Source organism: Rickettsia australis str. Phillips (assembly GCF_000273745.1).
Classification (GTDB): Bacteria; Pseudomonadota; Alphaproteobacteria; order Rickettsiales; family Rickettsiaceae; genus Rickettsia; species Rickettsia australis.
The window spans coordinates 20,143-42,658 of record NZ_AKVZ01000035.1 but is presented as its reverse complement, the minus strand read 5'-3'; the positions used below and the strand labels follow the sequence as shown (position 1 = coordinate 42,658).

Genomic DNA, 22,516 nt, shown 5'->3' with positions numbered 1-22,516 from the left:
ACTGTTTTAGTGTTCGTAATGGCTTAGTGCTCCTGATTAAACTTAAATGATTCAAGTTTGATCACCAAGAAATTGGTGATCAGGGAGTTAGAAACACCGTCAACAAGAACAGCTGAGTAGTTTTTAGGCTTAAAGTCTAAGCCCTGAACATGACTACTACCTCCCCGACCGTAAAATATCGAGGAATAAACCAATTTAACGGTGGTTTTACCGCTTGTTGATGGAGGTTTCTACACTCCAGAACAACCTTAGCTGTTCCAAGATGATTCTAAGCAAAACTTTAAACAAGTCAATATGATTATTGATTTCAAAAATTGGTATTGCTCCCATGAATGCCAAATCGTCATTGCGAGGAACGAAGCGACGTGGCAATCCAGAAAAATAATTAAAAAAATTCTGTAAATCAGAATTTTTTACTGGATTGCTTCGTCGAATTACTACGTAATTCTTCTTGCAATGACGATTAGATATCCACGCAACAATGCCATGCGGGAATGACATAAACTGATCCATGCAACAAAAGATTAAAGCGAATAGTGGGTTATCAACTCGCATTATTATTATAATACAAGGCTATCATTAGAATCGTTTACTGCTAGTCCTACAAGCATTATATTCTCCATTCTCGTCATATAGTCACAAGTTGTAAAATAACCTGAATTTATTAATACTTCTTTTTGTTCAGCTGTGATATCAAAACTTAAAGCTGATATATTATGATCATCAATAAAAACTGTTCTATCATGATTCTGAAAACAACTTATCAAGTCAGAGCTTGTGAGAACTTCAGCTAATGCATATAGTTGATCCAAACAGTAGTAGTATCCCCACACAAACGGTTTAGGTTCTGTGCCATTCTGATAAGCTTTTAATATTTCCTTATTGATTGGTTTAAACCCAAGAGTTTTATAATTTTTATTATCTGTTTGAGGAAGGCTTCGTGCCGCAGTTTTATCATCAAACACCTCAACCGGGTAATTATTCGTAACTCCACCATCCACATATGTTGAAACTACTCCTTGAACAGTTGTTTGTACGGACTGAAAATATATAGGAAAAACACTATAAGCATGTACGAATTTTACGACTTTCTTATCAGGAGCATTTTCATAAGATAGAATTTCTGGAAATTGAGTACTGAGATTAGTATTACTACATATAAATCTATACTTGTTTTTTGACTATCATGTAGCTGTTTAAAAGTAATATCGTGGTCAAATCCCTTGTCTTTTATTAATGCCTTTAGAGCCCCTGCATATGCTATGACTTTTACTCCACCACCTGCAAAGGCTAAGTTATTTATTTCTAACATTTTCAATACCTTGATTTAGTTAATATAATTTAGGCTTTATTAAGAGAAATTAGATTATTAATATTTTGTAAAAATTGATAAGATTTGTACTAAAATAGAATATATTAATTTAATTCTTCTTAATAAAACGTAAATTAATATTTGTGACTTTTATAAACTACACTATTAATAGTTGCGTGGATCAATTTTACCTCTATCATCCCGTGACTTGACCACGGGATCCAGTTAAAAATGCTAAAATTATTAGTATTTTTATTGTTTTTATGGACTCCGTGTTCAAGCTACGGGGTGACACAGTGGGTTTTTACCGGTCCACGCAACAACGGCTCCTCACAATAACGATACCATTCTTTACTTAGCAATACCTTTTATGCTACCTGTAAATTTTGTTGCATAATAAAACTATCACTTATATACTGTCGCTAATGATTAATTTGCTTAAAGTTTAATATGGTAAGTAGTAATTTTTATAAAAATCTAGGACCACGAAAACTAATGGCAATTATAGATTTTTTACACGATATTATAGAACCTCCTAAGGTTCATGAAGATATAGCTATTCATGATATTAAAATTCTACAAGAAGCATCTTCAAACGACATTAGCTTTTTAAGTAATCATAAATACTCCGAATTTTTAAAAACTACTAAAGCTGCTGCTTGTATAGTGCCGAAAAATTTTACGGGAGAAGCAAATCCAAATACTGTTTTAATACATGCTGAGAATTCATATTTTGCTTATGGCAAATTAATAGATTTTTTCTATGCTCCTATTAAATCATACCCTGCTAAAATAATGAAATCCGCTATTGTTGCAGATTCGGCAACTATCGGAAAAAATTGTTATATAGGTCATAATGTAGTTATTGAAGACGATGTTATTATAGGTGATAATAGTATTATAGAGGCCGGAAGTTTTATAGGTAGAGGCGTAAATATCGGCAGAAATGCTAGAATAGAACAACATGTTTCAATAAATTATGCAATTATAGGCGACGATGCATTCATACTCGCAGGGGCAAAAATTGGACAAGACGGGTTTGGGTTTTCTACCAAAAAAGGCGTACATCATAAAATATTTCATATAGGAATAGTTAAAATCGGCAATAATGTTGAAATTGGTAGCAATACTACTATTGATAGAGGTTCGCTTCAAGATACTATTATAGAAGATTTATGCCGCATAGATAATTTAGTCCAAATCGGGCATGGCGTAAAAATAGGTAAAGGCTCTATTATCGTGGCACAGGCAGGTATAGCAGGAAGTAGCACGATCGGTAAATATTGTGCTCTTGGAGGACAAGTAGGAATCGCTGGACATCTAAATATAGGCAACGGGGTACAGGTAGCGGCACAAGGCGGTGTTGCACAAAATATAGAAGCAGGTAAAATTGTTGGTGGTAGCCCTGCAGTTCCTATTATGGAATGGCATAGACAATCTATTATTATGAAACAATTAGTAAAGACCTCTAATAGCAAATTAAAAAAGTAGTTTGCTATTGAAAAAATACTGAGTCATCATTGCGAGGATGCGTAGCCGACGCAGCAATCTAGAAAATAATTAAAAAAATTCTGATTTACAGAATTTTTTAACTGCATTGCTTTGTCGAATTACTGTGTAATTTTTCTTGCAATGAAGGAAAAACCGTTCCACGTAATAATGCCCGCTCGCAATGACAGAAAATTTACATTAAAGAAGAGACCTAAATAAATGATCATAGATATTACCGAAATCATGGATTTAATACCTCATCGCTATCCATTTTTATTAGTAGATAGGGTACTTGAAATTGACCTTAATACATCAATATTAGGTATTAAAAACGTTACTGTTAACGAACCGCAATTTACAGGGCATTTTCCGACAAAACCTGTTATGCCGGGCGTTCTAATGGTTGAGGCTATGGCACAACTTGCTGCTATATTAGTTGCTAAATCTTTAGATTCTACTAAAAATAAAGAAGTGTTTTTAATGGCTATTGAAAATGCAAAATTTCGTAGAATCGTTCAACCCGGGGATACTATGCATATCCACGCTGTTATTGATCAGCAAAGAGCTAACGTATGGAAATTTTCAAGTACGGTTACGGTTGAAGGTGAAATGGCTGCAGAAAGTAAATTTACTGCAATGATTAAAGATAAATCATAGGAAAAAGTAGTGGCAAATAACATCCATACTACAGCTATAATTGCAGAAGGTGCAAAGCTCGGTAAAAACGTAAAAATCGGACCGTATTGTATTATAGGTCCTAAAGTTGTACTTCATGATAATATCGAGCTAAAATCCCATGTAGTGATTGAAGGGATTACCGAAATAGGCAAAAATACCGTAATCTATCCTTTTGCATCAATCGGTCAACCTCCGCAAATCTTAAAATATGCTAATGAGCGATCAAGCACGATAATCGGCTCTAATAATACTATTAGAGAATATGTTACGGTACAAGCAGGAAGCCAAGGCGGCGGAATGATAACAAAAATAGAAAATAATAATTTGTTCATGGTCGGTGTTCATATCGGTCATGATTGTAAAATCGGTAATAACGTAGTATTTGCTAATTACGTAAGCCTAGCAGGTCATATTGAGGTAGGTGATTATGCAATAATCGGTGGATTATCGGCAGTTCATCAATATGCTAAAATCGGCAAATATTCGATGATTGGCGGGCTATCACCGGTCGGAGCAGATGTAATACCGTTTGGGCTTGTAAGTAGCAAACGTGCGGTGCTTGAGGGTTTAAACCTAATCGGTATGAATAGAAAAGGATTTGATAAAGCAGAGTCTTTAAGTGCTTTAAAAGCTATCAAAGAAATCTTCTCAGGTGAAGGTAATTTTGCTGAGCGTATAAAACAAGTTGCCGAGAAATATAAAAATAATTCTATAGTAATGCAAATTATCGATTTTCTTAATCAAGATAGTAGTAGAGCATTTTGTCGTTTTGAGAAGTAAATTTATAAGTAGTGCAAAACCAACTCTATGTCATTCCTGCTTTCGCAGGAATGACATAGAGTTGGTTTTGCGAGCCATGCAACAAGACCGCAGCCGTGGTTGCGTAGCAATCTCATCAAATATCCTGAGATTGCTTCGTCAAAACTTACAGTTTTTCCTCGCAATGACGAAACATTTTTTCTTGTAAAGAATTTTGGCGTAAACGAGTTTTTAAGCTCTTAAAATCCACTATTTCTGCATTTTGATTATGCCGGCTACATGCAAAAATATATTTCTGCTCTCCTTTGACTTTTTGAATACATTGTCCGCAAATCCCTTTCATCATACATTGCATCGATGAATTAACGCTAACTATTAGCTCCGTATTCTCATCGAATATTTTTAACTCTCGTAACTCTTCAGCTATTTCAGGTGAATCATTAATTATTACTATATCTACAGAAGTTAACTTACGATTTTTTATATCAGGATAGGTAACAAATATAACTTCATTATTATTTTCTTTTAGAACTTTTAATAAACCTATATTGCCGGCTTCGGAATCAACAATAATTATTTTTTTATTTTGAGGTATTTCTAGCGGCAAACCTGTCGGTCCCATTAATACTACTTTCTCATTTTCGGATAATGTTTTACATAAGCTAGTAGACTTACCGACTTCATAAATTACAAATCTAATTAAACCTTTTTCTACATCAATATCTATAGGGCTTAAGGCTACCGGCTCTATTAACTTAGAAGCATCTTCAGAATAATTTTGTAAGCGAAAAAACTGTCCGAACTTAAAATTTTTAGCAGCAAGCGGCGAGTGAATTATCAACTCAAAAGCTTTATCATCTAGAATATTTATTTTATTAACCCTAGAAGTCAGCAAATAATCAAGCTGCGTTATAAAGTCTTTGTAACTACCTTTAAAGCTAGGATTATTATTTATAAGCCTTTTGTTAATAGCGTCATACCCTTCTTTGCTACTGGCAAGAGCTTTCACTACACTACCAGAATATTTAGGATTACAATCACCGAAATAACTATATTTATTTTCATCGAATTGAGTGTTATTTTCTATACCGATTGCCATAATCACGGTTTTGGCTTTAAGTACCACAGTGTCATACCGTGGCTTGACCATGGGATCTAGAAAATAATTATTACAATGTGCTTCTTGATGGATCCTATGGTCAAGCCACGGTATGACACTGAATTCTACCCCTTCCACATGACCGTATTTATCAACATTAATCCTTAAAGGTTGCATATTTTCTTTAAAATCAACACCAAGTGCTAATGTATATATTAACTCCTCGTGATTTAATTTATACGCCGGCGAATCTTGTAGTTTTCCACGATAATAAACAGTAGCTCCTCCAAGCTTATTAAAAACCTTTCTTAATTCTTCATTATTCTTAACTTCTTTAAATAATCTTGCATGAGCAATAAATTCTTCAGCTATTTCTTTATCTTCTTCATCTAAATCTTTTTCTATATAATCTTTAGCAAATTCTTCTACTTGCTTTTTATAGTAATATAAACTTTCTGTTGCTGCATCTAAGGAAGTAAGACCACCGCCTATTATCGCAATCGGCATCCTAATTAGCATATTAGTATTAGAATTTTTCAAAAATGCTCCTCCGCTTTGCAAAGTCATTAAGAGATCAGAAGCCATTTTTACACCTTTAGCTTCAAAATTTTCTATCTCTAAAACTTTCGGCTGACCTGCTCCAACGCAAAAAGCTATATGGTCAAAACCTAAATCTAGAACTTGTTTTTTCGTTATATTAAAATCTAAAGCTACTCCGTCATAATATTTGAAATTGTTATTTCTCTCTAATATTAACCGCAATATATCAAGATTGTTTTTATCCCATCGAACGGTAATCCCATATTCTACTACCCCCCCAAATCCTCTCGGTATTCTTTCCGATAACAAATTTTTATATTCATGCCAAAATTTTATAGGCTTATAAATGTCAAAAGATAAAGGTGCAATTTTAAGACCGTCAATAGCCGTGACATTGTGACCTGATCGTAATAAATAATAGCTAAGGCTAAAACCTGCAGGACCAAGACCGGTAACTAAAATATTATAATTAGTAGATTCTTGTGGTAGAGGTGCATAAATATTAAGCGGATTCCAACGAGTAAGAAGTAGATATATCTCTAAACCATAAGGTAATTTAAGCGTTTCTTCTAAAATATTTGTTTCTATTAATGGGATGTTTACCGGATCTTGCTTTTGATAAATACAAGCTTTAGAGCAATCATTACAAATCCTATGACCCGTTGCCGCTACCATAGGATTATCAATAACAATGATTGCAAGAGCACTTAGATTAAAACCCTGTGCTTTAACATAATTCATTTCGGAAATTTTTTGTTTTAACGGGCAGCCACCGGTTATCATCCCGTGGCTTGTCCACGGGATCCAGTCTTTTTTAATTTTTTCTTGGATCCCGCGATCAAGTGGCGGGATAACACTTATCCCTTTGGAGCAGGAATCCTTACCCTGTTTATGACAATAAATACAATAATGAGAATCGTTTAAGGCTTCATCTAGATTTAAAAAAGAATCTGTATAGTCAAAATCTACTCTCTCATTTTTTTGATATTTTAATATTTTTTTATCATCTATTAGATTTTCTTTATCTAGTTTTTGAGGGAGGTTGAATAGGATGTCATCGTTCCTTATGTCATCCCCGTGAAAACGTGGATCCAGACTTAATTTTTCTAGATTCCCGCTTTCGTGGGAATGGCACAATGAAGAGGAATGACAGTGATCATAAACCCTGCACGCTGCATACCTAGTTGCTATGTCTAATTCTTCTGCAAAATTCTCTTCATCCTGTTGCCATATAATAATTTGCTTCGCAAATTCTCTAGAAGTGAAATTCGTACCTATTAAATAGGTTAGCTTTAAATACACATCTTCAAAATCAATATCTTTTATTTTTTCTGGTGGATATTTTTTTATGGCAACACGCTGAACAAATTTTCTTTTACATTCATAAATAATATCAAAATCTTTATGTTTCAGTCTTGATATCGTTATTTCTTTTGAAATACAAAATAACTCTGCTAAAAAATCATCTAACTGAGGAGAAATTTTTAGCAAAAATTCGGAATAATCTTGTGGAATAATGGAGAGAGGAGTTGATCTAAATAACATTAAATCTTTATGCAGAGATTTATCGGCTTTAAAGAGATAATCTAAAAATATTTGATCTAATTTTTTAAGTCCGGTTAAATCTAATTCATTAAAATCTAGATTAAAACCAAGTTTCATAAATAATAAATAACTCTTTTAGAAAATTGTCTATAAATTAAATAACTGAAACAAACAGTAATGAATGCGACTATAACGGACTTAACTATTAACATCATATCCGGTAACGTTCCGTCAATCACCAACGCTTGTACGGGTCTTATAACTAAAAAGAACGGATTAAATTCAAAATATATTTTTTTAGATTCCGGAATTAGTGAATAAGGATAAACTATCGGTATACTCCAATAAATAACTCCAAGAATAACACTCAACATTTGTGGTATATCTCGAATATACGGCGTTAAAAATGCTACTGCGATAGAACTGCTAATCACACATATTATTAATGGCAAAATTAATATCGGCATAAATATTATTTGCCAAGAAAATTTTTCTGGAAATAATAAAATAAAAGCAAAATACATTGCCGAAAATGAACAAATTAAAGTATATAATTGCCCTAAACTATCCGCAACAGGAAAAAAAGTCTTAGAAATTCTAACTTTTTTTATTATTTGATCACGTGTAACTAAAGAACTTGAACAAATCGTTAGGCTGCTTACTATAAAACTCCATAAAGGAATACCGCCGACTAAGTTCATTACCATAAATTCTCTCGGTTGTCTTAATAAAAAACCGAAAAAATACGAAATTACCATTATGTGAATAAAAGGCTGAATTAAAGCCCATAAAGAACCTAAAAAAGAATCCTTATTTTGCCTAATTATAGAAGCTTTAACTAGTAATGCTATTGCCCGCCAGTATTTTTTAGAAAAAAAATACCTTATCATTTATAAATTCCCTTGTTGTTGGTTATAGATTTTAAACATTTCCGATGGTGTACCATCACCTATAATATTGCCGTCTTTTAATAAAATACATCTTTTGCAATTATCTTTTATAATTTCTTCTTGATGACTTACTATTATTGAAATAGGGGTATTTTTAAATTTACTTTTCATTAAATTAATAGATTTTTCTATAAAACGGCTATCTCCTGCCGCAAAAACTTCATCAAGTAATAGAATTTGGGGATTTTGAAATATTGATACAGAAAAAGCAAGTCGTGATAACATTCCTGAACTATAATTTTTTATCGGTAAATCGATTTTATTACCTAGTTCCGAAAAATCTATAATCTCCTTTTCAATTTTCCTGCTATATTTATCTAACATATTATTATATAGCATCAACATTTTTATATTTTCACGACCGGTTTGTTCCAGCTCAAAACCGACTCCCATATCTATAATTGCAGCAATATCTCCATGAACTTTAACCGTACCGGATTTTAACGGATATATTCCGGCGATTAGCTTCAAAAGAGAGCTTTTTCCGGAACCGTTACTTCCTATAAAAGCTATTTTTTCTCCTTCTTGGCAAGAAAAGTTAATATCGTTTAATATAGGTATATTTGGAGAAAGAGAAACACCTTTTTTTAAGAAAAAATGCTTTAAACCTTGAGCTCTTTTATGAGTATTTATACCTTCTACATGACCATTTGTTATTTCTATAAATACTTTTGAATGGCTAAGTGACATAACTATTAAATAGATTTATTAATCCAATCTAAAAGAGAGTTTTTTTGCTGCAAACCTATTTTAGTATCTTTTTGTTCACCGTTTTTAAATAACATTATCGTTGGAATACTACGAATACCGTATTCTGAAGAAATGTTAGGATTTTCATCAATATTCATTTTAAGTACTTTTACTTTGCCTTTTAATTCTTTACTGATTTCATCTATTATCGGTGTTAACATTTTGCATGGTCCACACCATTCTGCCCAAAAATCAACCAGTACCGGTAAATCCGATTCTAATACTTCCTTTTTAAAAGAGCTATCCGTTACGTTATTTGCCATTTTATCCTCTATGTGTTGCGTGATGATGCTTCTCTGTTGTCATCCCGCGACTTGATCGCGGGATCCAATAAACATCTTAAAATAATTAATACTATAAATTATTTTTTTGGATACCGTGGTCAAGCCACGGTATGACCTAGAGCACATTTTGCTTCGTCAAAATTTTCAATTTTTCCTCACAATGACGAAGTAATACAAGAAATTATAAATTACTCACCTCTACTTGTAAATAATGAAAATCTTTTTATTTATTATATTTATTTTTTCTATTATAATATATCCGCATTATTAAAGCTGCTGTTTCCTCTATTGATCTAGTTGACACGTCAATCACCGGCCAGTTTCTTTGATCACAAAATTTTCTGACTTCTAGACACTCTTTTTGTACTATATTAAAATCTGTATAGCTTTTATTTTCGTTAATTTGCAATAAATTTAACCTAGCTTCTCTTATCTCTATTAATCTATTTGGATTAATGACGAGCCCTACTACTAATTGATCTATGTCTTTTTCTATAAAATCAGGAAATGGACAATTATAAACATAAGGAATATTGGCAGCTTTTAGACCGTTATACGCTAAAAATACGGAAGTCGGTGTCTTAGAAGTTCTAGAAGGACCTATTAATATTATATCGGCCTCCGATAACTCATTAAGCATTTGTCCGTCATCATGTCTTATGGCGTAATCTATAGCATTGAGCGTATCAAAATAAGTTTTATCGAATTTATAATTGTAATTCTGTTCTTTTTCTATTTCAATACCTGAAAAAACAGACATTTCTTTAATAATTTTACCTATTACGGAAATACATGGAATTTTTAATTCATAGCAAAATTTTGTTAAAGCTTTTCGAAGTTCTTGATCAGCAATCGTGTATAATACTATCCCGTGTTTAGATTCTATTTTACTTAATACTTCATTTAGCAATTCCAAATTTCTAATCATTGGCCAATGATATAATTTTGGTTTTACGGAAGTAAATTGTGCAAGAGCAGAATTTGCTGCATATTTTGCAGTTTGCACGGAAGAGTCTGAAACCAAGTGAATAATTAGCTTTGTCATACTTTACACATGTAATTGTGGATAAATTTTTTAATAACTTATTATTTTTCCTATTAAAGTCTATTAAAAAATTTCCTCAAATCCTTATTAAATCAAGTAAATCTAGTGTATTTTTTTTAAATAAATAGTTTGTGGATAAAATTGTGAATAAATATTATTTTTCTTTGAAAAAATAGTCTTTTCTAAGCTATAAATGAATTTTACACTTAATTATCCACTTGTATAAATTCATTATAAACTTATGTGAATAATAATTAAAAATACCTATATTTTTAAGAAAATTTTAATGAAAATCTTGTTGATAACTCTGTTTAAAACATTTAATCTACATAATTCTGTTTACATAAACAACAATAATAAATATATTTTATTTTAATATTTTTAGTAATAGTATGAATCAAATTTCAAATCCGTTAAAAGGAAATAATAATAAAATACCTATTTGGTTTATGCGTCAAGCAGGCAGATATCTGTCAGAATATAAAAAAGTAAGAGAAACAACAAAAAATTTTCTAGATCTTTGTTATGATGTTAACAAAGCAACGGAAGTAACATTACAACCGATAAAACGTTATGGATTCGATGCAGCTATTATTTTTTCTGATATATTAGTTTTACCTCATGCTTTTGGATGGGAAGTAGATTTTAAAGAAAATATAGGACCTATATTAAAGCAGTTTAAATCACAAGAAGATTTTAAATATCTACAAAGCAATCCGAATAATAAATTAGAGAAAGTTTATGAAATAATAAAAAAAGTAAAAGAAGGCTTAACTTCCACCACTTCTTTAATAGGATTTGCAGGTAGTCCTTGGACAGTCATGAGTTACATGCTAGAAGGAAAAGGAAAACAGGATTTTAAAACGAGCAAAAAATTTATATATGAAAATAAAATACTTGCTAAAGAATTATTAAATTTTATTACGGAAAAAACAGCTGATCATCTTATAAATCAAGCAAAATCGGGAGCAGATGTCTTAAAGCTTTTTGATTCATGGTCAGGAGTACTTGCAGAAGAGGAGTTTACTGAATTTGTAATAGAGCCGACAAAAAAGATTATACTGAAAGTAAAAGAAGTTTTTCCAAAAACTCCTATGATTGCTTTTCCTAAAGGAGCGGGATTATTGTACGAAAAATTTATAAAAGAAGTACCCATAGATATTTTAGCTGTAGATCAAATGGTTCCTCTTGAAAAAATGAAAGAGTGGAGTGATAAAGTAATAGTACAAGGTAATTTAGATCCTGTTGTATTATTAACTAATAAAGAAATTATCAAAGAAAAAGCTTATAAAATTCTTCAGGCAATGAAAGGAAAGAATTTTATCTTTAATTTAGGACATGGTATTTTGCCTAAAACACCTCCGGAAAATGTAGAATTTTTAACAGAGTGTATTAGGTCTTGTGAATAAAAGAAGAAAAATAGCAATAGTACTTTTTAATTTAGGAGGTCCAAAAGACCTTAAATCAGTAAAGCCTTTTCTGTTTAATCTATTCTATGACAAAGCTATAATTAATCTACCGAATCCATTACGATATATTATTGCAAAAATAATTTCTATCACTAGAGAGAGAAAATCTCAAAAAATTTATTCTTTAATCGGTGGTAAATCTTCTTTACTTAAGGAAACAGAGGAACAGAAATTAGCACTAACCGAAAAGTTAAAGCAACTTATAAAAGAAGATTTCGCTATTTTTATAAATATGAGATATTCAGCACCATTTGCTAAAGAAGTAATAGGTCAAATAAAAAGATATAATCCGAGTGAAATAATATTATTGCCTCTATATCCTCAATTTTCAAGTACTACGACAGGATCATCGGTTAAAAATTTTTTACAAAACCTTGATATTGATATTCCAATTAAAACAATTTGTTGTTATCCTCTAGAAGAACATTTTATAAAAGCCCATGTTTCATTGATTAAGGCAAAACTCAACGATAAAAATTTTCGTATATTATTTTCTGCTCACGGGTTACCCAAAAAAATAATAAAAGCAGGTGACCCTTATAGTTTTCAGATAAAAGAAACGGTAAAGACAATAGTCAAAGAATTAAATATAAAAGATCTAGATTATAAGATAACTTATCAAAGTAGAGTAGGACCTATAGAGTGGTTAAAACCGAATACGGAAAATGAAATAAAGCTAGCAGGAAAGTTAAAAAAAGATATAATTATCGTACCTATATCCTTTGTATCCGAGCATGTTGAAACACTAGTAGAACTTGATATTGAATATAAATTAATCGCAGATAAATATGAAATTCAATATACTCGAATTCCGACACTTGGAACAAATAAAATTTTTATTAATAGTTTGACAAATATATTGCTACGATTTATTAATAAGGTTGATACTAACTTGGTTACGAGTAGTTCTAGTACAAGAATATGTCCAAACGAATTTACTCAATGTTTATGTAAATTAACAAATTAATAAGGAAAAGAATGGCAAGTTACTATCTGTGGTTTAAGTCAGTCCATCTGATATCTGCTATATGTTGGATGGCAGGACTTCTTTATTTACCTAGAATATATGTTTATCATACCAAAGCTAAAATAGGTAGTGAACTAGATAGTACTTTACAAGTAATGGAGCTAAAATTACTCAGATTTATTATGAATCCGGCAATGATTAGCACATTTATATTCGGTTTAATAAATGCTCATATTTATGGGTTTGTTGCTCTTGATACTTGGTTTCACGTTAAAATGTTTGCAGTGTTAATTTTAGTAATATTTCACGGTTTACTTGCAAGATGGCGGAAAGATTTTGCAAACGGCAAGAATATCCATTCAGAAAAATTTTACCTTATAGTTAATGAAATTCCAGCTATTTGTATGGTTATTGCAGTAATAATGGTTATAGTGAAACCATTTGATTAATATTTATTCTGTTTTATCACCGTGGCTTGACCGCGGTATCTATAAATACAACTTTAAGTATTAAATAGTAGGAATGATATAAATGAAAGCAGTGCCTGCTCATCTATACTTTAGGCAATACCAAATATTGCTTCTAGTTCTGCTAAGCGTTTCTCTATTGCGTCGATATCTCTCTTTTTCAATGGTCTTTTTAACAGATCTGTTATCTCAATTTTTAGAATTTCTAAATTTTCTTTTGAAGTAAACTCTGCTACAAGTTCAGATATGGTTTTGGTATTTTGGTTGAACATATGGACACAAACTTAAATTGCTCAAGTTTTAACCACCGAAGAGAAATAAACATAAAGCAGAGGATAGAGTCATTTTATGGTCGACACAGATACCACGTTGATTAAGAGGTTCTTACGCCCCGAAATAGCATTTTGTTATCTCAGTTAAAGTTTATATCTAACTTCCTTTAAAAGTCAATCTATAACTTATTTTAAACTAATAATTTCTTATCTAAAAGATTTTATATTTTTAATATAAGTTCTAAAATTTATTTAGAATATCTATAATTCATAAAAAAATAATATGGGATATTATGAATAATAGCGATGAACTTAATAAGTTAGTAATTTTCAAAGATAAAACCATTATGAGAATTTTTCATAATAATGAATGGTGGTTTTCAGTAGTTGACATAGTATGAGCATTGACTGATAGTGCTATCCACGGCGATATTGGTCAGATTTAAAAAAGCAATTATTAAAAATTGAAGGATTTACTGAGTTGTACGAAAAAATTGTACAGCTGAAACTTTTAAGTATTGGTATTGATGGTAAACATTATCAAACAGACTGTACAAATACAGAATCATTACTTCATATTATAACAATCTATTCTGTCTCTAAAAGCAGAACCATTTAAACAATGGCTTGCTAAAGTCGGTTATGAAAGAATGCAAGAAATCTCTGGTCCAGAAAAGTCCATTGATAGAGCAAGAGATAATTGGAAAAGATACGGGTGTATTGAGAAGTGGATTCAGCAACGTGTGATGGGGCAGGAAACACGAAATAAATTAACTGACTACTGGAAAAATCATGAAGTAACAAAAGAGAGTGAATTTGTTATATTAACTAATATTATTCATCAAGAATGGACAGGTATAAGCATTAAAGAACACAAAAATATAAAGGGCTTAAAAAATCAAAATTTACGTGATCACATGAACAAAACAGAATTAATTTTTGCTGCTTTTGCTGAATTATCACTCGTCAGGTAGCAGAAACTAATAATGCAACAGGAATGGAAGAAAATAAAATTGTAAGTAAAATAGGAGGAAATATAGCTAAAAACGCCTTGGAAAAATTAAACCTGTAAAAAAGTAATCTCAACAAAAAATTATTTACTGCCTAAACTTACAAAGTAAAAAAATTCTGATTTACAGAATGTTTTTAATTATTTTCTAGATTGCCACACAGCCTAAGGCTGATCACAAGGCATTGTTGCATGGATCGGTAAAACCCACTGTGTCACCCCGTGGCTTGCTAACTAGGTCCATAAAAATAATAAAAAATAATAATAATTTTAGTATTTTAACTGGATCCCGTGGTCAAGCCACGGGGGATGACAGAGGTGAAATTGATCCACGTAACAATGCTAGAAGCCAAGGATTACATCAGTTTTGTGAAAAATACTCTCACTTTTAACAGAGGTTTCGACATACCGAAATAGCATTTTGCTATTTCGGTTATGGCTCTATATATAACTTCCAAAAAGTCAATTAAACTTTAATTCAGGTGGTAGCGACATTAATATTGCTTCAACATTTCCATCGGTCATTAAGCCAAATTTAGTACCGCGGTCATATAGCAAATTAAATTCTACATATCTACCTCGCCTTATAAGTTGGTATTCTTTCTGCTCAGCTGTCCAAGGTAAAAATAACTTACTTCTAACGATTTCAGGGTATACCGATAATAAAGCCCTACCTACATCCTGCGTAAAAGCAAAATCTTGCTCAAAATTACCGCTATTTAAGTAATCATAGAATATTCCGCCTACTCCTCTAGGCTCTTTTCGATGCTTTAGATAAAAATATTCGTCACATTGCTTTTTGAATTTAGGATAATAACTAGAATCATACTTATCGCACGCTTCTTTAAAAGCTGCATGAAACTTTGCAGTTTCGTTTTCTTCCGGATAAAAAGGTGTTAAATCGCCACCGCCGCCAAACCAACTTTTAGAAGTTTCTATATAACGAGTATTAAAATGCATAGCTGGAATTAGTGGTGATTTAAGATGTGCGACTAATGAGATACCTGTTGCAGAGAATTTCCCGTCTAGCTCTGCTCCTGGAATTTCGCTGCGGAATTCGGGAGAAAATTCACCGAATACAGTAGATATATTAACTCCAATTTTTTCAAATACTTCTCCTTTCATGAGAGACATAATACCGCCGCCACCGCCGTTACGTTGCCAGCTTGTACGTACAAACTTAGCCGGTTTTAAACATTTTGTCTGTGCATATTCTTCTTCGATTTTTTCAAATTCTTTGCACAATAAATCACGTAAATTAGTAAACCAATTACTTGTTATTTCTTTATTTTCTATTTTCATAATTATTAAGCAACGATTTAATTACTTTCCTCATCATATACATAATCACTAAAAATACGGCAGCAATGATCATAATATAAAAAGCCGGAGCATAAAATAAGCCTGTATGCTCTACAAGCCAACGGGAAATAATAGGTGAAGTTCCGCCGAATATCGCTATTGCAAAATTGTAGCTGAAAGCAACACCAGTAAATCTTTGTTCTGCCGTAAACAAGGATATAACGAATATATAAGCCGTACCTGCTATACTTCCTGCGAGCATACCAAGCATTGTAAGGGCTATGATTTGTTGCCACATCTCTTCTGCTGACATGAGTAACATGGTCGGTAAAATCAATATCAAGATAGCAACACCAACAAGCATTGCCATTTTAAATTTTCCGATAATATCGGCAGTACCGCCGGCAAGCGGCATCGCTATCATCGCAATAAATGAACTATACGCTAGATATGATAAAGCAATAGTATTACTAAGATGCATTACATTATAATAGAAAACATTTATGTAAGTTTTTACTAAATACATAACACTACTAGCGATAGCACCTATACACATAGTTAAAAACATCGATCTCCAAGCAGTTCTAATTACATTAGAAAAAGGTGCTTTAATAACTTGTTTCTTTTTCTCAAGCATTTTAAAAATCGGTGTTTCCGATACACGCAATCGCAAGTAAAATCCGGCAAGACCCATAAATCCACCAAGCAGAAAAGCAAAACGCCAAGCAAAATCTATATGAGAAAAATAACGTTCAATTATAATACCGATAAATGTTGCAATTAACGTACCGGCAATATTTGAACCATGTACTAACCCTGCCGTAAAACCGGCTCTTAAGTTTTGACGATGTTCAAGGATAAAAATAGCAGCTCCAGTTCCTTCACCACTAATACATAAACCTTGAATAAGCCGCATTATAATTAAAGTTATAGGGGCATAAATTCCAATACTTGCATATGAGGGTATGAGACCCATAATAAAGGTCGGAATAGTCATACCTAGCATCGAGATTATTAAAGCGATACGTCTACCATATCTATCGCCGATATAACCGAATAATATACCTCCTATCGGTCTTGTCAGAAAGCCGACCGCAAATACTCCAAGGCTTAGAAGAGTTTTAATGAATTCTGATTCACCTGGAAAAAAAACTTGTCCAATAATCAGCGAAAAAACTGAATATACCGTAAAATCATAATATTCGAGTACATTACCTGAAATAGCAGATAAAAAAATGAACTTAGACCTATTCATCGAGCTTTAAATAACTTAATTACTAATTAGTTATTATAGACAAGTTACATCATTTATAAAGTGTAAAGTTTACACTAATTGGGATAAGAAAGTTTTGGCAGGAACTATTACAGGATAATTATAACTGAAGCAATCAATTTCCTTATATTCCATGTTAAGTACTACTTGAAAGGCAAAATGGCAATTTAAAAGTTCTTGAAAATATTTTAAATTTGAGTTTAATTCTTGATTTGAAGAAGTTTTAGCTTCAACTAACATACATGGTTTGTTATTTTTTTACTAAAAAATCTACTTCTTTCTTTTGTTTATCTCTAATAAAATATAATTCATATTCACCAAAGCCTAAATCACTCCAAAAATGACAGAATTTTAATAAATGATTTGCAATAAAATTTTCATATCTTGCTCCTATATCTTCTATAAGCGACCAGTCCAATAGATATATTTTTGGCTCTTTTATTAAACTTCTAGGAATATTATTTGACCATGGATGAATACGATAACTATAAAAAACGACTCAAATGACTCAAGCCATCTTGTAATGGTTGGAATCGATACTTTAATTTTATTTGCAAGAGAGCTATAAGATGCTTATCCTCCTATATAGGAAATCAAAAAGCTTCCTAAGACTTCCATTTCAGATAATCCTTGTATTTGTGTTAACTCTCTAATATCTTCTTTAAAAAGCTGAGTATTTTTACTTTTCTTCCATATATGCCAAAATGTAGAAAAATTCTTAGGATAAGGATCAGGAAAACCACCAAATTTAAATAAGGATTCAAATTGTTCTTCAGATATTTTTTTGGTTAGACTATATAAAATTTTCTATTACTTCAGCTAGTGTAAGAGTGCATACGATATGGAAAATATCTTTCCATCATACTATCACCACCTTTTTTATATACTCCAAGTTTTGAGCTGCATGTGAGCTTGTTCTCCATAAACATCATAAAATCCTTTTCATATATTTATTATGACTATTATAACGTGCATATTAATTTGGTCATATAATATATACGTTATAATGGTCAAGCACTTATAATTTAGTTATCATCTAGTGTGAACTACCGGAATTCCTACTTTTGTAAGTTTAGCACCTTTGGGTTTTTAATTCCCGTAAATTTCTGTTCTTCTTGTTGTTTTTGTAATTTTTCTCCTATTTTTGCAGCTCCTCTGTTACCTTTAAGAGCACTTTTTACGGGCTTCGTGTTAAGATTCGTAACACCTATTGAAGTATTAATATCTTCATCTTTATCAAAATATTTTATGTCTGTAGAAGTGCTTAAATGGTAAACTCCGCTACTTTTTTGTATAAACTGATTTTGATTTTGTAAAGCTTTGCCTTCAAATCTAAGAATTTACCATTTTTTTGAAGAATAGTTTCATCAAGCTTAATATTCTCATCTAATACTACTTTTCCAAAATCACCTACCTCTCCAATTTTTGTACCATTAAGATCATATGCGTAAAGTTTTTCTTCATGGAAATCTAAGTTGTTTAAAAAATTTTCTATGGAATTATTATCATTAGTAAAATTGCCTAATTCATAGGTACCTATAATTTTCTCTTCTTTGCTTACTACTTTTTCCGTATATTTTTCTTCTTTAATAACTTTTTTAGTATTTTTAATAATTTCAAGATAAGCTAGAGCTTTTTTAAACTTACCCAAATTACGTTTTACCTCAACTTCTATGGGTCTAGAAAAGTCTTTTTCTTTTACCTCTTTAACTTATCCTATAACTAACTGTCCATCTATGGGTCTACCCAATTCATCTTTAAAATGAATTAATTTGGTATTTTTTACTCTATGTAATTTCTTCAGTTTGAATAATGTAGATGTTTTTTTTGGCATAAATTCCTCCTTGAATAAATTTTGATTTATTTCAAGTGTAAAGGAGTAAATTAAATTTTTGTAAGAAGTTTTTATTGTTAGTTATTTCTCAATAACTAACAAATATTAAGAATTAAAAACTACTGTGCCGTCCAGTCGTCCACTACCTGTTATTGATGATGCTTTTTCATCACATAAGAATATTACTAAGTTTGCTATTTCATCAGCTTCTACAAATTTTTTCGTAGCTTGAGATTTAAGGATTACATCCCTTAACGCTGATTCTTCACTGATATGTCTAGCTTTAGCAGTATCTGCTATTTGATTCTGCACGAGCGGTGTGTTGACATAACCGGGATAGATATTATTAACTATAATATTATTCTCAGCTACTTCTAAAGCAACGGTTTTGGTAAGCCCAAGGATACCATGCTTTGCTGCTACATATGCCGACTTAAAAGGTGATGCGACATATGCATGAGCGGAAGCAATGTTAACAATTCGTCCGAAGCCGTTTTTTTTCATAATCGGTATTGCATATTTTGTAGTATAGAAAGATGCTATTAAATCTATACGCAAAATTTGCTCTCATTTATCTTCAGGAAATTCATCGATAGGAGCAACATGCTGAATACCTGCATTATTTACTAATATGTCTATTTTACCGAATTCTTTTATTATTTTCTTAAACATAGAACGTATTTCTTCAGGTTTTACCAAATTTATTCCTTGATAAAATACCCTACTTGTACCAAGTTCTTTCAATTCCGCTAAAATTGTGGCTACTTCATCTTTTTTTGCAAAACCATTAATAACTATTTTAGACTCAAGTGTTGCAAAATGTTTTGCTATCTCAAGCCCGATACCGCTAGTAGAACCGGTAATAACTGCTACTTTGTCTTTCATTTTACCTCCTGTCGTGTGTCATTCTGTGACTTGTAAGCTAAACCATCATTGCGAGGAAATTGCGTAGCAATTGACGAAGCAATCTCAGGAGTTTTGTTATTTATTTCATAAGATTGCCACGCAACCTACGGCTGCTCGCAATGACGATTTAGCCGGTACAAACCACGGTATGACATAGTTAATCAAGTAATATTTGTCTTTTATTTAAAAGTAACTTATATTAGATTTTACTTAAAGAAATAATGTATAAATCTATGGAAATTGTTAATAGCGTTGATGTATCTGTATCTTGCCAGGGCAAAGAACCTCCATATGATCATCCAAAAGTTTATTTAGAGATAGATAATAAAAAAAAGGAAGTTATCTGCCCATATTGTAGTAAAAAATTTAAATTAGTAACAAAATGACTATCAAATTTCTTTCAGAAAATACTATCAACCGAATTGCTGCCGGTGAGGTTATAGAAAGACCCGCATCGGTAGTAAAGGAATTAGTTGAAAATGCTGTTGATGCTGGTAGTACCAAAATAGATATTATTTTAGAACGTGCCGGTAAAAATCTAATCATTATTTCCGATGACGGTATTGGTATGACTGATAAGGAATTAGAAATTGCCGTTGAACGTCACACAACTTCTAAGCTTGATGAAAGCGATTTCCTAAATATTCATACTTTCGGTTTTAGAGGTGAAGCACTGCCGTCTATTGCTGCCATTAGCAAAATGCTAATTACTTCTAAGAAACAAGGGGCTGACAAAGCATTTCAGATTAAGTTAATCGGTGGCAATGAAAAACAAGTTACTATTTCTGTTCATAATGAAGGTACTAAAATAGAGATACGTGATTTATTTTTCGCAACACCTGCACGTTTAAAATTTCTTAGGGCTGACAAAACTGAGCTTGTAGCAACAGTAGACGTGGTTAAAAAAATCGCTCTAGCACATCCTGAAATTTTTTTTAGCTTAACGCATGATGACAGAAATCTGTTAAAGTTTAAAGGACAAAATAAAGATGCAGAAACTAACCTAAAACAGCGTATAATTGATGTAATAGGTGATGATTTTATAAAAAATGCTGCTTATATAGATTTCAAAACTCCTGATTTCTCTATTTGCGGTTATACTAGTATCCCGACATATAATAGAGCTTCAAGTGAAGATCAGTTTTTATTTATCAATAATAGACCGGTAAAAGATAAGTTACTACAAGTAGCTTTAAGGGTAGCATATCAGGATTATTTAGCTCGTGATCGTTATCCGCTATGTGCTATATTCTTACAAATCGATCCGCATCTTGTTGACGTTAACGTACATCCGGCAAAAGCAGAGGTTAGATTTCATGATCCGAATTATGTACGAAACTTATTAATAGAAGCGATTAAAAATGCTTTAACAAATACAAGCCATGTTACTTCTACTACTATCGCCTCTGATGCTCTTCAGTTATTTAAAAATCATTTAGTTAACAAACAACCTTCAGTAAGTAAAGCTGTAAGCGTGAATAGTAAACCGACAGATTATAGACATGCTATGTCGCCTAGTTTTAAATCTACGCCAAATACTGCTTGTCAAAAACTAATCGATACATTACCGCACGCTAAAATAGAACAAGAAGTAGAAAGACGTATAGAACATGAGCAGCAAGCCCATAAACAATATAAACTTGGTGCAGCTAAAGCACAACTTCATACTACTTACATTATTTCACAAACCGAAGATAGTATAGTAATTACCGACCAGCACGCAGCACATGAACGTTTAGGATATGAAAAAATAAAAGATTACCTTAAAACGGAAGAGTTAATAAAACAGCGTTTGCTTATTCCTGAGATAGTAGAACTGCCAAATGAAAGAAAAGCAGATTGTTTATATGAAAATAGAGAAAAACTATATAAACTTGGTTTAACTCTAGAAAAATTCGGGGAGAAATCTATTATAGTGACTGAAATTCCAAATATCCTTGGAGATGTAAACGTACAAAAGCTAATTCAGGATCTCGCTGATCATTTATCGGATTTCGGTGAGAATATAGCTTTGACGGAGTTAATAGAGCATGTGACGGAAACTTATGCCTGTCATTACTCTATTAGAGCAGGACGAAAATTATCGACAGATGAAATGAATGCTTTACTGCGTCAAATGGAAAATACGCCGTTTTCAGGTCAATGTAATCACGGCAGACCTACTTATATTGAGTTAAAGCTTAAGGATATCGAACGCTTGTTTGGACGGTAGTGAATAGGTATTGCTAGGGGGAGCGTAACGTTTTTATGTCATTCCCGCGAAAGCGGGAATGACATAATTTTAGGTAATGCAGGTTAAATTATTTCATTTTACTTGACTATTTTTCAATTTTGTTTTATTCTACTTTCCTTAAGTAATAATAAAATAATATCTTGATTTAAGGTGTCAGCTAATGGCAAAGAAAAATAAAAATGTTTTGGTAAGGCTAGTAAGTACTGCCGGCACAGGTGTTTTTTGGGTAAAAAAACGTAATCCGAAAACCCAAACCGAGAAGCTTTCTTTTCGTAAGTATGATAAAGTAGTTAGAAAACATGTTTTTTTTAAAGAAGAAAAAATAAAGTAA

At 31.8% G+C, this 22,516-nt stretch carries 24 protein-coding genes and 5 pseudogenes; 12 read left to right on the top strand and 17 right to left on the bottom strand.

The genetic code is table 11. From position 1 onward, the window contains the following. Positions 1-339: 339 nt before the first annotated feature. A pseudogene (locus A452_RS13090) lies at positions 340-461 on the top strand (lytic transglycosylase domain-containing protein); the annotation flags it as partial. Between the two features lie 99 nt (positions 462-560). Here the strand turns inward: A452_RS13090 and A452_RS08760 are convergent. From A452_RS08760 to A452_RS13085, 4 genes and pseudogenes are all read right to left on the bottom strand, one after another. After that, positions 561-1,001 (bottom strand): hypothetical protein, encoded by a 441-nt coding sequence (locus A452_RS08760; protein WP_014412132.1) that lies wholly within the window; start codon positions 999-1,001, stop codon positions 561-563. 18 nt (positions 1,002-1,019) lie between these two features. Then, positions 1,020-1,121, bottom strand: a pseudogene (locus A452_RS12890) (patatin-like phospholipase family protein); the annotation flags it as partial. Next, on the bottom strand, positions 1,082-1,312 hold the full coding sequence (locus tag A452_RS0106840) for an alpha/beta hydrolase superfamily esterase (RefSeq protein ID WP_014412133.1): 231 nt from the start codon (positions 1,310-1,312) through the stop codon (positions 1,082-1,084). The pseudogene A452_RS12890 and the gene A452_RS0106840, both read right to left, overlap by 40 nt. Before the next feature lie 167 nt (positions 1,313-1,479). Then, a pseudogene (locus A452_RS13085) lies at positions 1,480-1,644 on the bottom strand (tRNA lysidine(34) synthetase TilS); the annotation flags it as partial. A 118-nt stretch (positions 1,645-1,762) separates the two neighbouring features. Here A452_RS13085 and lpxD point away from each other — a divergent pair. The 3 genes from lpxD (at position 1,763) to lpxA (ending at position 4,261) form a co-directional block, all read left to right on the top strand. Further along, the gene (gene lpxD / locus A452_RS0106835) at positions 1,763-2,803 is read left to right on the top strand and encodes a UDP-3-O-(3-hydroxymyristoyl)glucosamine N-acyltransferase (RefSeq protein ID WP_014412134.1); all 1,041 of its coding nucleotides are present in this window, start codon (positions 1,763-1,765) and stop codon (positions 2,801-2,803) included. Between the two features lie 219 nt (positions 2,804-3,022). After that, complete coding sequence (gene fabZ, locus A452_RS0106830) at positions 3,023-3,460, top strand: 3-hydroxyacyl-ACP dehydratase FabZ (protein WP_014412135.1); 438 nt, start codon at positions 3,023-3,025, stop codon at positions 3,458-3,460. Between the two features lie 9 nt (positions 3,461-3,469). Beyond that, a complete protein-coding gene (gene lpxA, locus A452_RS0106825; RefSeq protein ID WP_014412136.1) occupies positions 3,470-4,261 on the top strand; it encodes an acyl-ACP--UDP-N-acetylglucosamine O-acyltransferase in 792 nt (263 codons plus the stop codon). Between the two features lie 145 nt (positions 4,262-4,406). On the opposite strand, the gene A452_RS0106820 is transcribed toward lpxA, so the two are convergent. Genes A452_RS0106820 through trxA form a run of 4 tightly spaced genes read right to left on the bottom strand, consistent with a single transcriptional unit; the run spans position 4,407 to position 9,399 of the window. After that, on the bottom strand, positions 4,407-7,541 hold the full coding sequence (locus tag A452_RS0106820; RefSeq protein WP_014412137.1) for an FAD-dependent oxidoreductase: 3,135 nt from the start codon (positions 7,539-7,541) through the stop codon (positions 4,407-4,409). After that, positions 7,538-8,314 carry an ABC transporter permease gene (locus A452_RS0106815; RefSeq protein ID WP_014412138.1) on the bottom strand — a complete coding sequence of 259 codons (777 nt, stop codon included), beginning with the start codon at positions 8,312-8,314 and terminating at the stop codon, positions 7,538-7,540. Before A452_RS0106815 ends, A452_RS0106820 begins: the two co-directional genes overlap by 4 nt. Continuing rightward, positions 8,315-9,064 carry an ABC transporter ATP-binding protein gene (locus tag A452_RS0106810; RefSeq protein WP_014412139.1) on the bottom strand — a complete coding sequence of 250 codons (750 nt, stop codon included), beginning with the start codon at positions 9,062-9,064 and terminating at the stop codon, positions 8,315-8,317. 5 nt (positions 9,065-9,069) lie between these two features. Further along, positions 9,070-9,399 (bottom strand): thioredoxin, encoded by a 330-nt coding sequence (gene trxA / locus A452_RS0106805; RefSeq protein WP_410524397.1) that lies wholly within the window; start codon positions 9,397-9,399, stop codon positions 9,070-9,072. A 26-nt stretch (positions 9,400-9,425) separates the two neighbouring features. Here trxA and A452_RS13080 point away from each other — a divergent pair. After that, positions 9,426-9,524, top strand: a pseudogene (locus A452_RS13080) (proline/betaine transporter); the annotation flags it as partial. A gap of 107 nt (positions 9,525-9,631) precedes the next feature. On the opposite strand, the gene A452_RS0106800 reads toward A452_RS13080, so the two are convergent. After that, positions 9,632-10,453 carry a pyruvate, water dikinase regulatory protein gene (locus A452_RS0106800; RefSeq protein ID WP_014412141.1) on the bottom strand — a complete coding sequence of 274 codons (822 nt, stop codon included), beginning with the start codon at positions 10,451-10,453 and terminating at the stop codon, positions 9,632-9,634. Positions 10,454-10,845: 392 nt separating this feature from the next. On the opposite strand from A452_RS0106800, the gene hemE reads away from it, so the two are divergent. Genes hemE through hemJ form a run of 3 tightly spaced genes read left to right on the top strand, consistent with a single transcriptional unit; the run spans position 10,846 to position 13,338 of the window. Further along, a complete protein-coding gene (hemE, locus tag A452_RS0106795) occupies positions 10,846-11,862 on the top strand; it encodes a uroporphyrinogen decarboxylase (protein WP_014412142.1) in 1,017 nt (338 codons plus the stop codon). After that, complete coding sequence (gene hemH / locus A452_RS0106790) at positions 11,855-12,889, top strand: ferrochelatase (RefSeq protein WP_014412143.1); 1,035 nt, start codon at positions 11,855-11,857, stop codon at positions 12,887-12,889. The genes hemE and hemH overlap by 8 nt, the downstream gene beginning before the upstream one ends. An 11-nt stretch (positions 12,890-12,900) precedes the next feature. Further along, complete coding sequence (gene hemJ / locus A452_RS0106785; protein ID WP_014412144.1) at positions 12,901-13,338, top strand: protoporphyrinogen oxidase HemJ; 438 nt, start codon at positions 12,901-12,903, stop codon at positions 13,336-13,338. A 110-nt stretch (positions 13,339-13,448) separates the two neighbouring features. Here the strand turns inward: hemJ and A452_RS0106780 are convergent, their stop codons facing one another. Beyond that, complete coding sequence (locus A452_RS0106780) at positions 13,449-13,628, bottom strand: hypothetical protein (protein WP_014412145.1); 180 nt, start codon at positions 13,626-13,628, stop codon at positions 13,449-13,451. A gap of 650 nt (positions 13,629-14,278) precedes the next feature. On the opposite strand from A452_RS0106780, the gene A452_RS12290 reads away from it, so the two are divergent. Continuing rightward, complete coding sequence (locus A452_RS12290) at positions 14,279-14,602, top strand: hypothetical protein (protein WP_017208687.1); 324 nt, start codon at positions 14,279-14,281, stop codon at positions 14,600-14,602. Positions 14,603-15,099: 497 nt separating this feature from the next. On the opposite strand, the gene hemF is transcribed toward A452_RS12290, so the two are convergent. From hemF to A452_RS12280, 7 genes and pseudogenes are all read right to left on the bottom strand, one after another. Beyond that, the gene (hemF, locus tag A452_RS0106765; RefSeq protein ID WP_014412146.1) at positions 15,100-15,939 is read right to left on the bottom strand and encodes an oxygen-dependent coproporphyrinogen oxidase; all 840 of its coding nucleotides are present in this window, start codon (positions 15,937-15,939) and stop codon (positions 15,100-15,102) included. Further along, positions 15,923-17,194 carry an MFS transporter gene (locus tag A452_RS0106760; protein WP_014412147.1) on the bottom strand — a complete coding sequence of 424 codons (1,272 nt, stop codon included), beginning with the start codon at positions 17,192-17,194 and terminating at the stop codon, positions 15,923-15,925. Before A452_RS0106760 ends, hemF begins: the two co-directional genes overlap by 17 nt. A 69-nt stretch (positions 17,195-17,263) precedes the next feature. Then, positions 17,264-17,452, bottom strand: coding sequence for a hypothetical protein (locus tag A452_RS09090; protein WP_025999601.1), 189 nt, complete (start codon positions 17,450-17,452; stop codon positions 17,264-17,266). Positions 17,453-17,462: 10 nt separating this feature from the next. Continuing rightward, positions 17,463-17,654, bottom strand: a complete 192-nt coding sequence (locus A452_RS10140) for a hypothetical protein (protein WP_410524396.1) — start codon at positions 17,652-17,654, stop codon at positions 17,463-17,465. A gap of 822 nt (positions 17,655-18,476) precedes the next feature. Continuing rightward, positions 18,477-18,863, bottom strand: coding sequence for a hypothetical protein (locus tag A452_RS12285; RefSeq protein WP_014412148.1), 387 nt, complete (start codon positions 18,861-18,863; stop codon positions 18,477-18,479). Positions 18,864-18,923: 60 nt separating this feature from the next. After that, complete coding sequence (locus tag A452_RS12655; protein ID WP_014412149.1) at positions 18,924-19,046, bottom strand: hypothetical protein; 123 nt, start codon at positions 19,044-19,046, stop codon at positions 18,924-18,926. A 105-nt stretch (positions 19,047-19,151) separates the two neighbouring features. Further along, positions 19,152-19,931: pseudogene (locus A452_RS12280) on the bottom strand (3-hydroxybutyrate dehydrogenase). 242 nt (positions 19,932-20,173) lie between these two features. On the opposite strand from A452_RS12280, the gene A452_RS10130 reads away from it, so the two are divergent. The 3 genes from A452_RS10130 (at position 20,174) to rpmG (ending at position 22,516) form a co-directional block, all read left to right on the top strand. Next, a complete protein-coding gene (locus A452_RS10130; protein ID WP_014412150.1) occupies positions 20,174-20,338 on the top strand; it encodes a zinc-finger domain-containing protein in 165 nt (54 codons plus the stop codon). Continuing rightward, entirely contained in the window at positions 20,335-22,164 is a 1,830-nt protein-coding gene (mutL, locus tag A452_RS0106720) for a DNA mismatch repair endonuclease MutL (RefSeq protein WP_014412151.1), read from the top strand. Before A452_RS10130 ends, mutL begins: the two co-directional genes overlap by 4 nt. Before the next feature lie 181 nt (positions 22,165-22,345). Continuing rightward, positions 22,346-22,516 carry a 50S ribosomal protein L33 gene (gene rpmG, locus A452_RS0106715; protein WP_014412152.1) on the top strand — a complete coding sequence of 57 codons (171 nt, stop codon included), beginning with the start codon at positions 22,346-22,348 and terminating at the stop codon, positions 22,514-22,516.

What these genes read in the sequence shown, in the direction of transcription:
- A452_RS0106840 (WP_014412133.1), bottom strand. Translation starts at nt 1,312, where the DNA reads ATGTTAGAAATAAATAACTTAGCCTTTGCAGGTGGTGGAGTAAAAGTC.
- lpxD (WP_014412134.1), top strand. Translation starts at nt 1,763, where the DNA reads ATGGTAAGTAGTAATTTTTATAAAAATCTAGGACCACGAAAACTAATG.
- fabZ (WP_014412135.1), top strand. Translation starts at nt 3,023, where the DNA reads ATGATCATAGATATTACCGAAATCATGGATTTAATACCTCATCGCTAT.
- A452_RS0106820 (WP_014412137.1), bottom strand. Translation starts at nt 7,541, where the DNA reads ATGAAACTTGGTTTTAATCTAGATTTTAATGAATTAGATTTAACCGGA.
- A452_RS0106815 (WP_014412138.1), bottom strand. Translation starts at nt 8,314, where the DNA reads ATGATAAGGTATTTTTTTTCTAAAAAATACTGGCGGGCAATAGCATTA.
- A452_RS0106810 (WP_014412139.1), bottom strand. Translation starts at nt 9,064, where the DNA reads ATGTCACTTAGCCATTCAAAAGTATTTATAGAAATAACAAATGGTCAT.
- A452_RS0106800 (WP_014412141.1), bottom strand. Translation starts at nt 10,453, where the DNA reads ATGACAAAGCTAATTATTCACTTGGTTTCAGACTCTTCCGTGCAAACT.
- hemE (WP_014412142.1), top strand. Translation starts at nt 10,846, where the DNA reads ATGAATCAAATTTCAAATCCGTTAAAAGGAAATAATAATAAAATACCT.
- hemJ (WP_014412144.1), top strand. Translation starts at nt 12,901, where the DNA reads ATGGCAAGTTACTATCTGTGGTTTAAGTCAGTCCATCTGATATCTGCT.
- A452_RS0106780 (WP_014412145.1), bottom strand. Translation starts at nt 13,628, where the DNA reads ATGTTCAACCAAAATACCAAAACCATATCTGAACTTGTAGCAGAGTTT.
- A452_RS12290 (WP_017208687.1), top strand. Translation starts at nt 14,279, where the DNA reads ATGCAAGAAATCTCTGGTCCAGAAAAGTCCATTGATAGAGCAAGAGAT.
- hemF (WP_014412146.1), bottom strand. Translation starts at nt 15,939, where the DNA reads ATGAAAATAGAAAATAAAGAAATAACAAGTAATTGGTTTACTAATTTA.
- A452_RS0106760 (WP_014412147.1), bottom strand. Translation starts at nt 17,194, where the DNA reads ATGAATAGGTCTAAGTTCATTTTTTTATCTGCTATTTCAGGTAATGTA.
- A452_RS09090 (WP_025999601.1), bottom strand. Translation starts at nt 17,452, where the DNA reads ATGTTAGTTGAAGCTAAAACTTCTTCAAATCAAGAATTAAACTCAAAT.
- A452_RS12655 (WP_014412149.1), bottom strand. Translation starts at nt 19,046, where the DNA reads ATGCCAAAAAAAACATCTACATTATTCAAACTGAAGAAATTACATAGA.
- A452_RS10130 (WP_014412150.1), top strand. Translation starts at nt 20,174, where the DNA reads ATGTATAAATCTATGGAAATTGTTAATAGCGTTGATGTATCTGTATCT.
- mutL (WP_014412151.1), top strand. Translation starts at nt 20,335, where the DNA reads ATGACTATCAAATTTCTTTCAGAAAATACTATCAACCGAATTGCTGCC.
- rpmG (WP_014412152.1), top strand. Translation starts at nt 22,346, where the DNA reads ATGGCAAAGAAAAATAAAAATGTTTTGGTAAGGCTAGTAAGTACTGCC.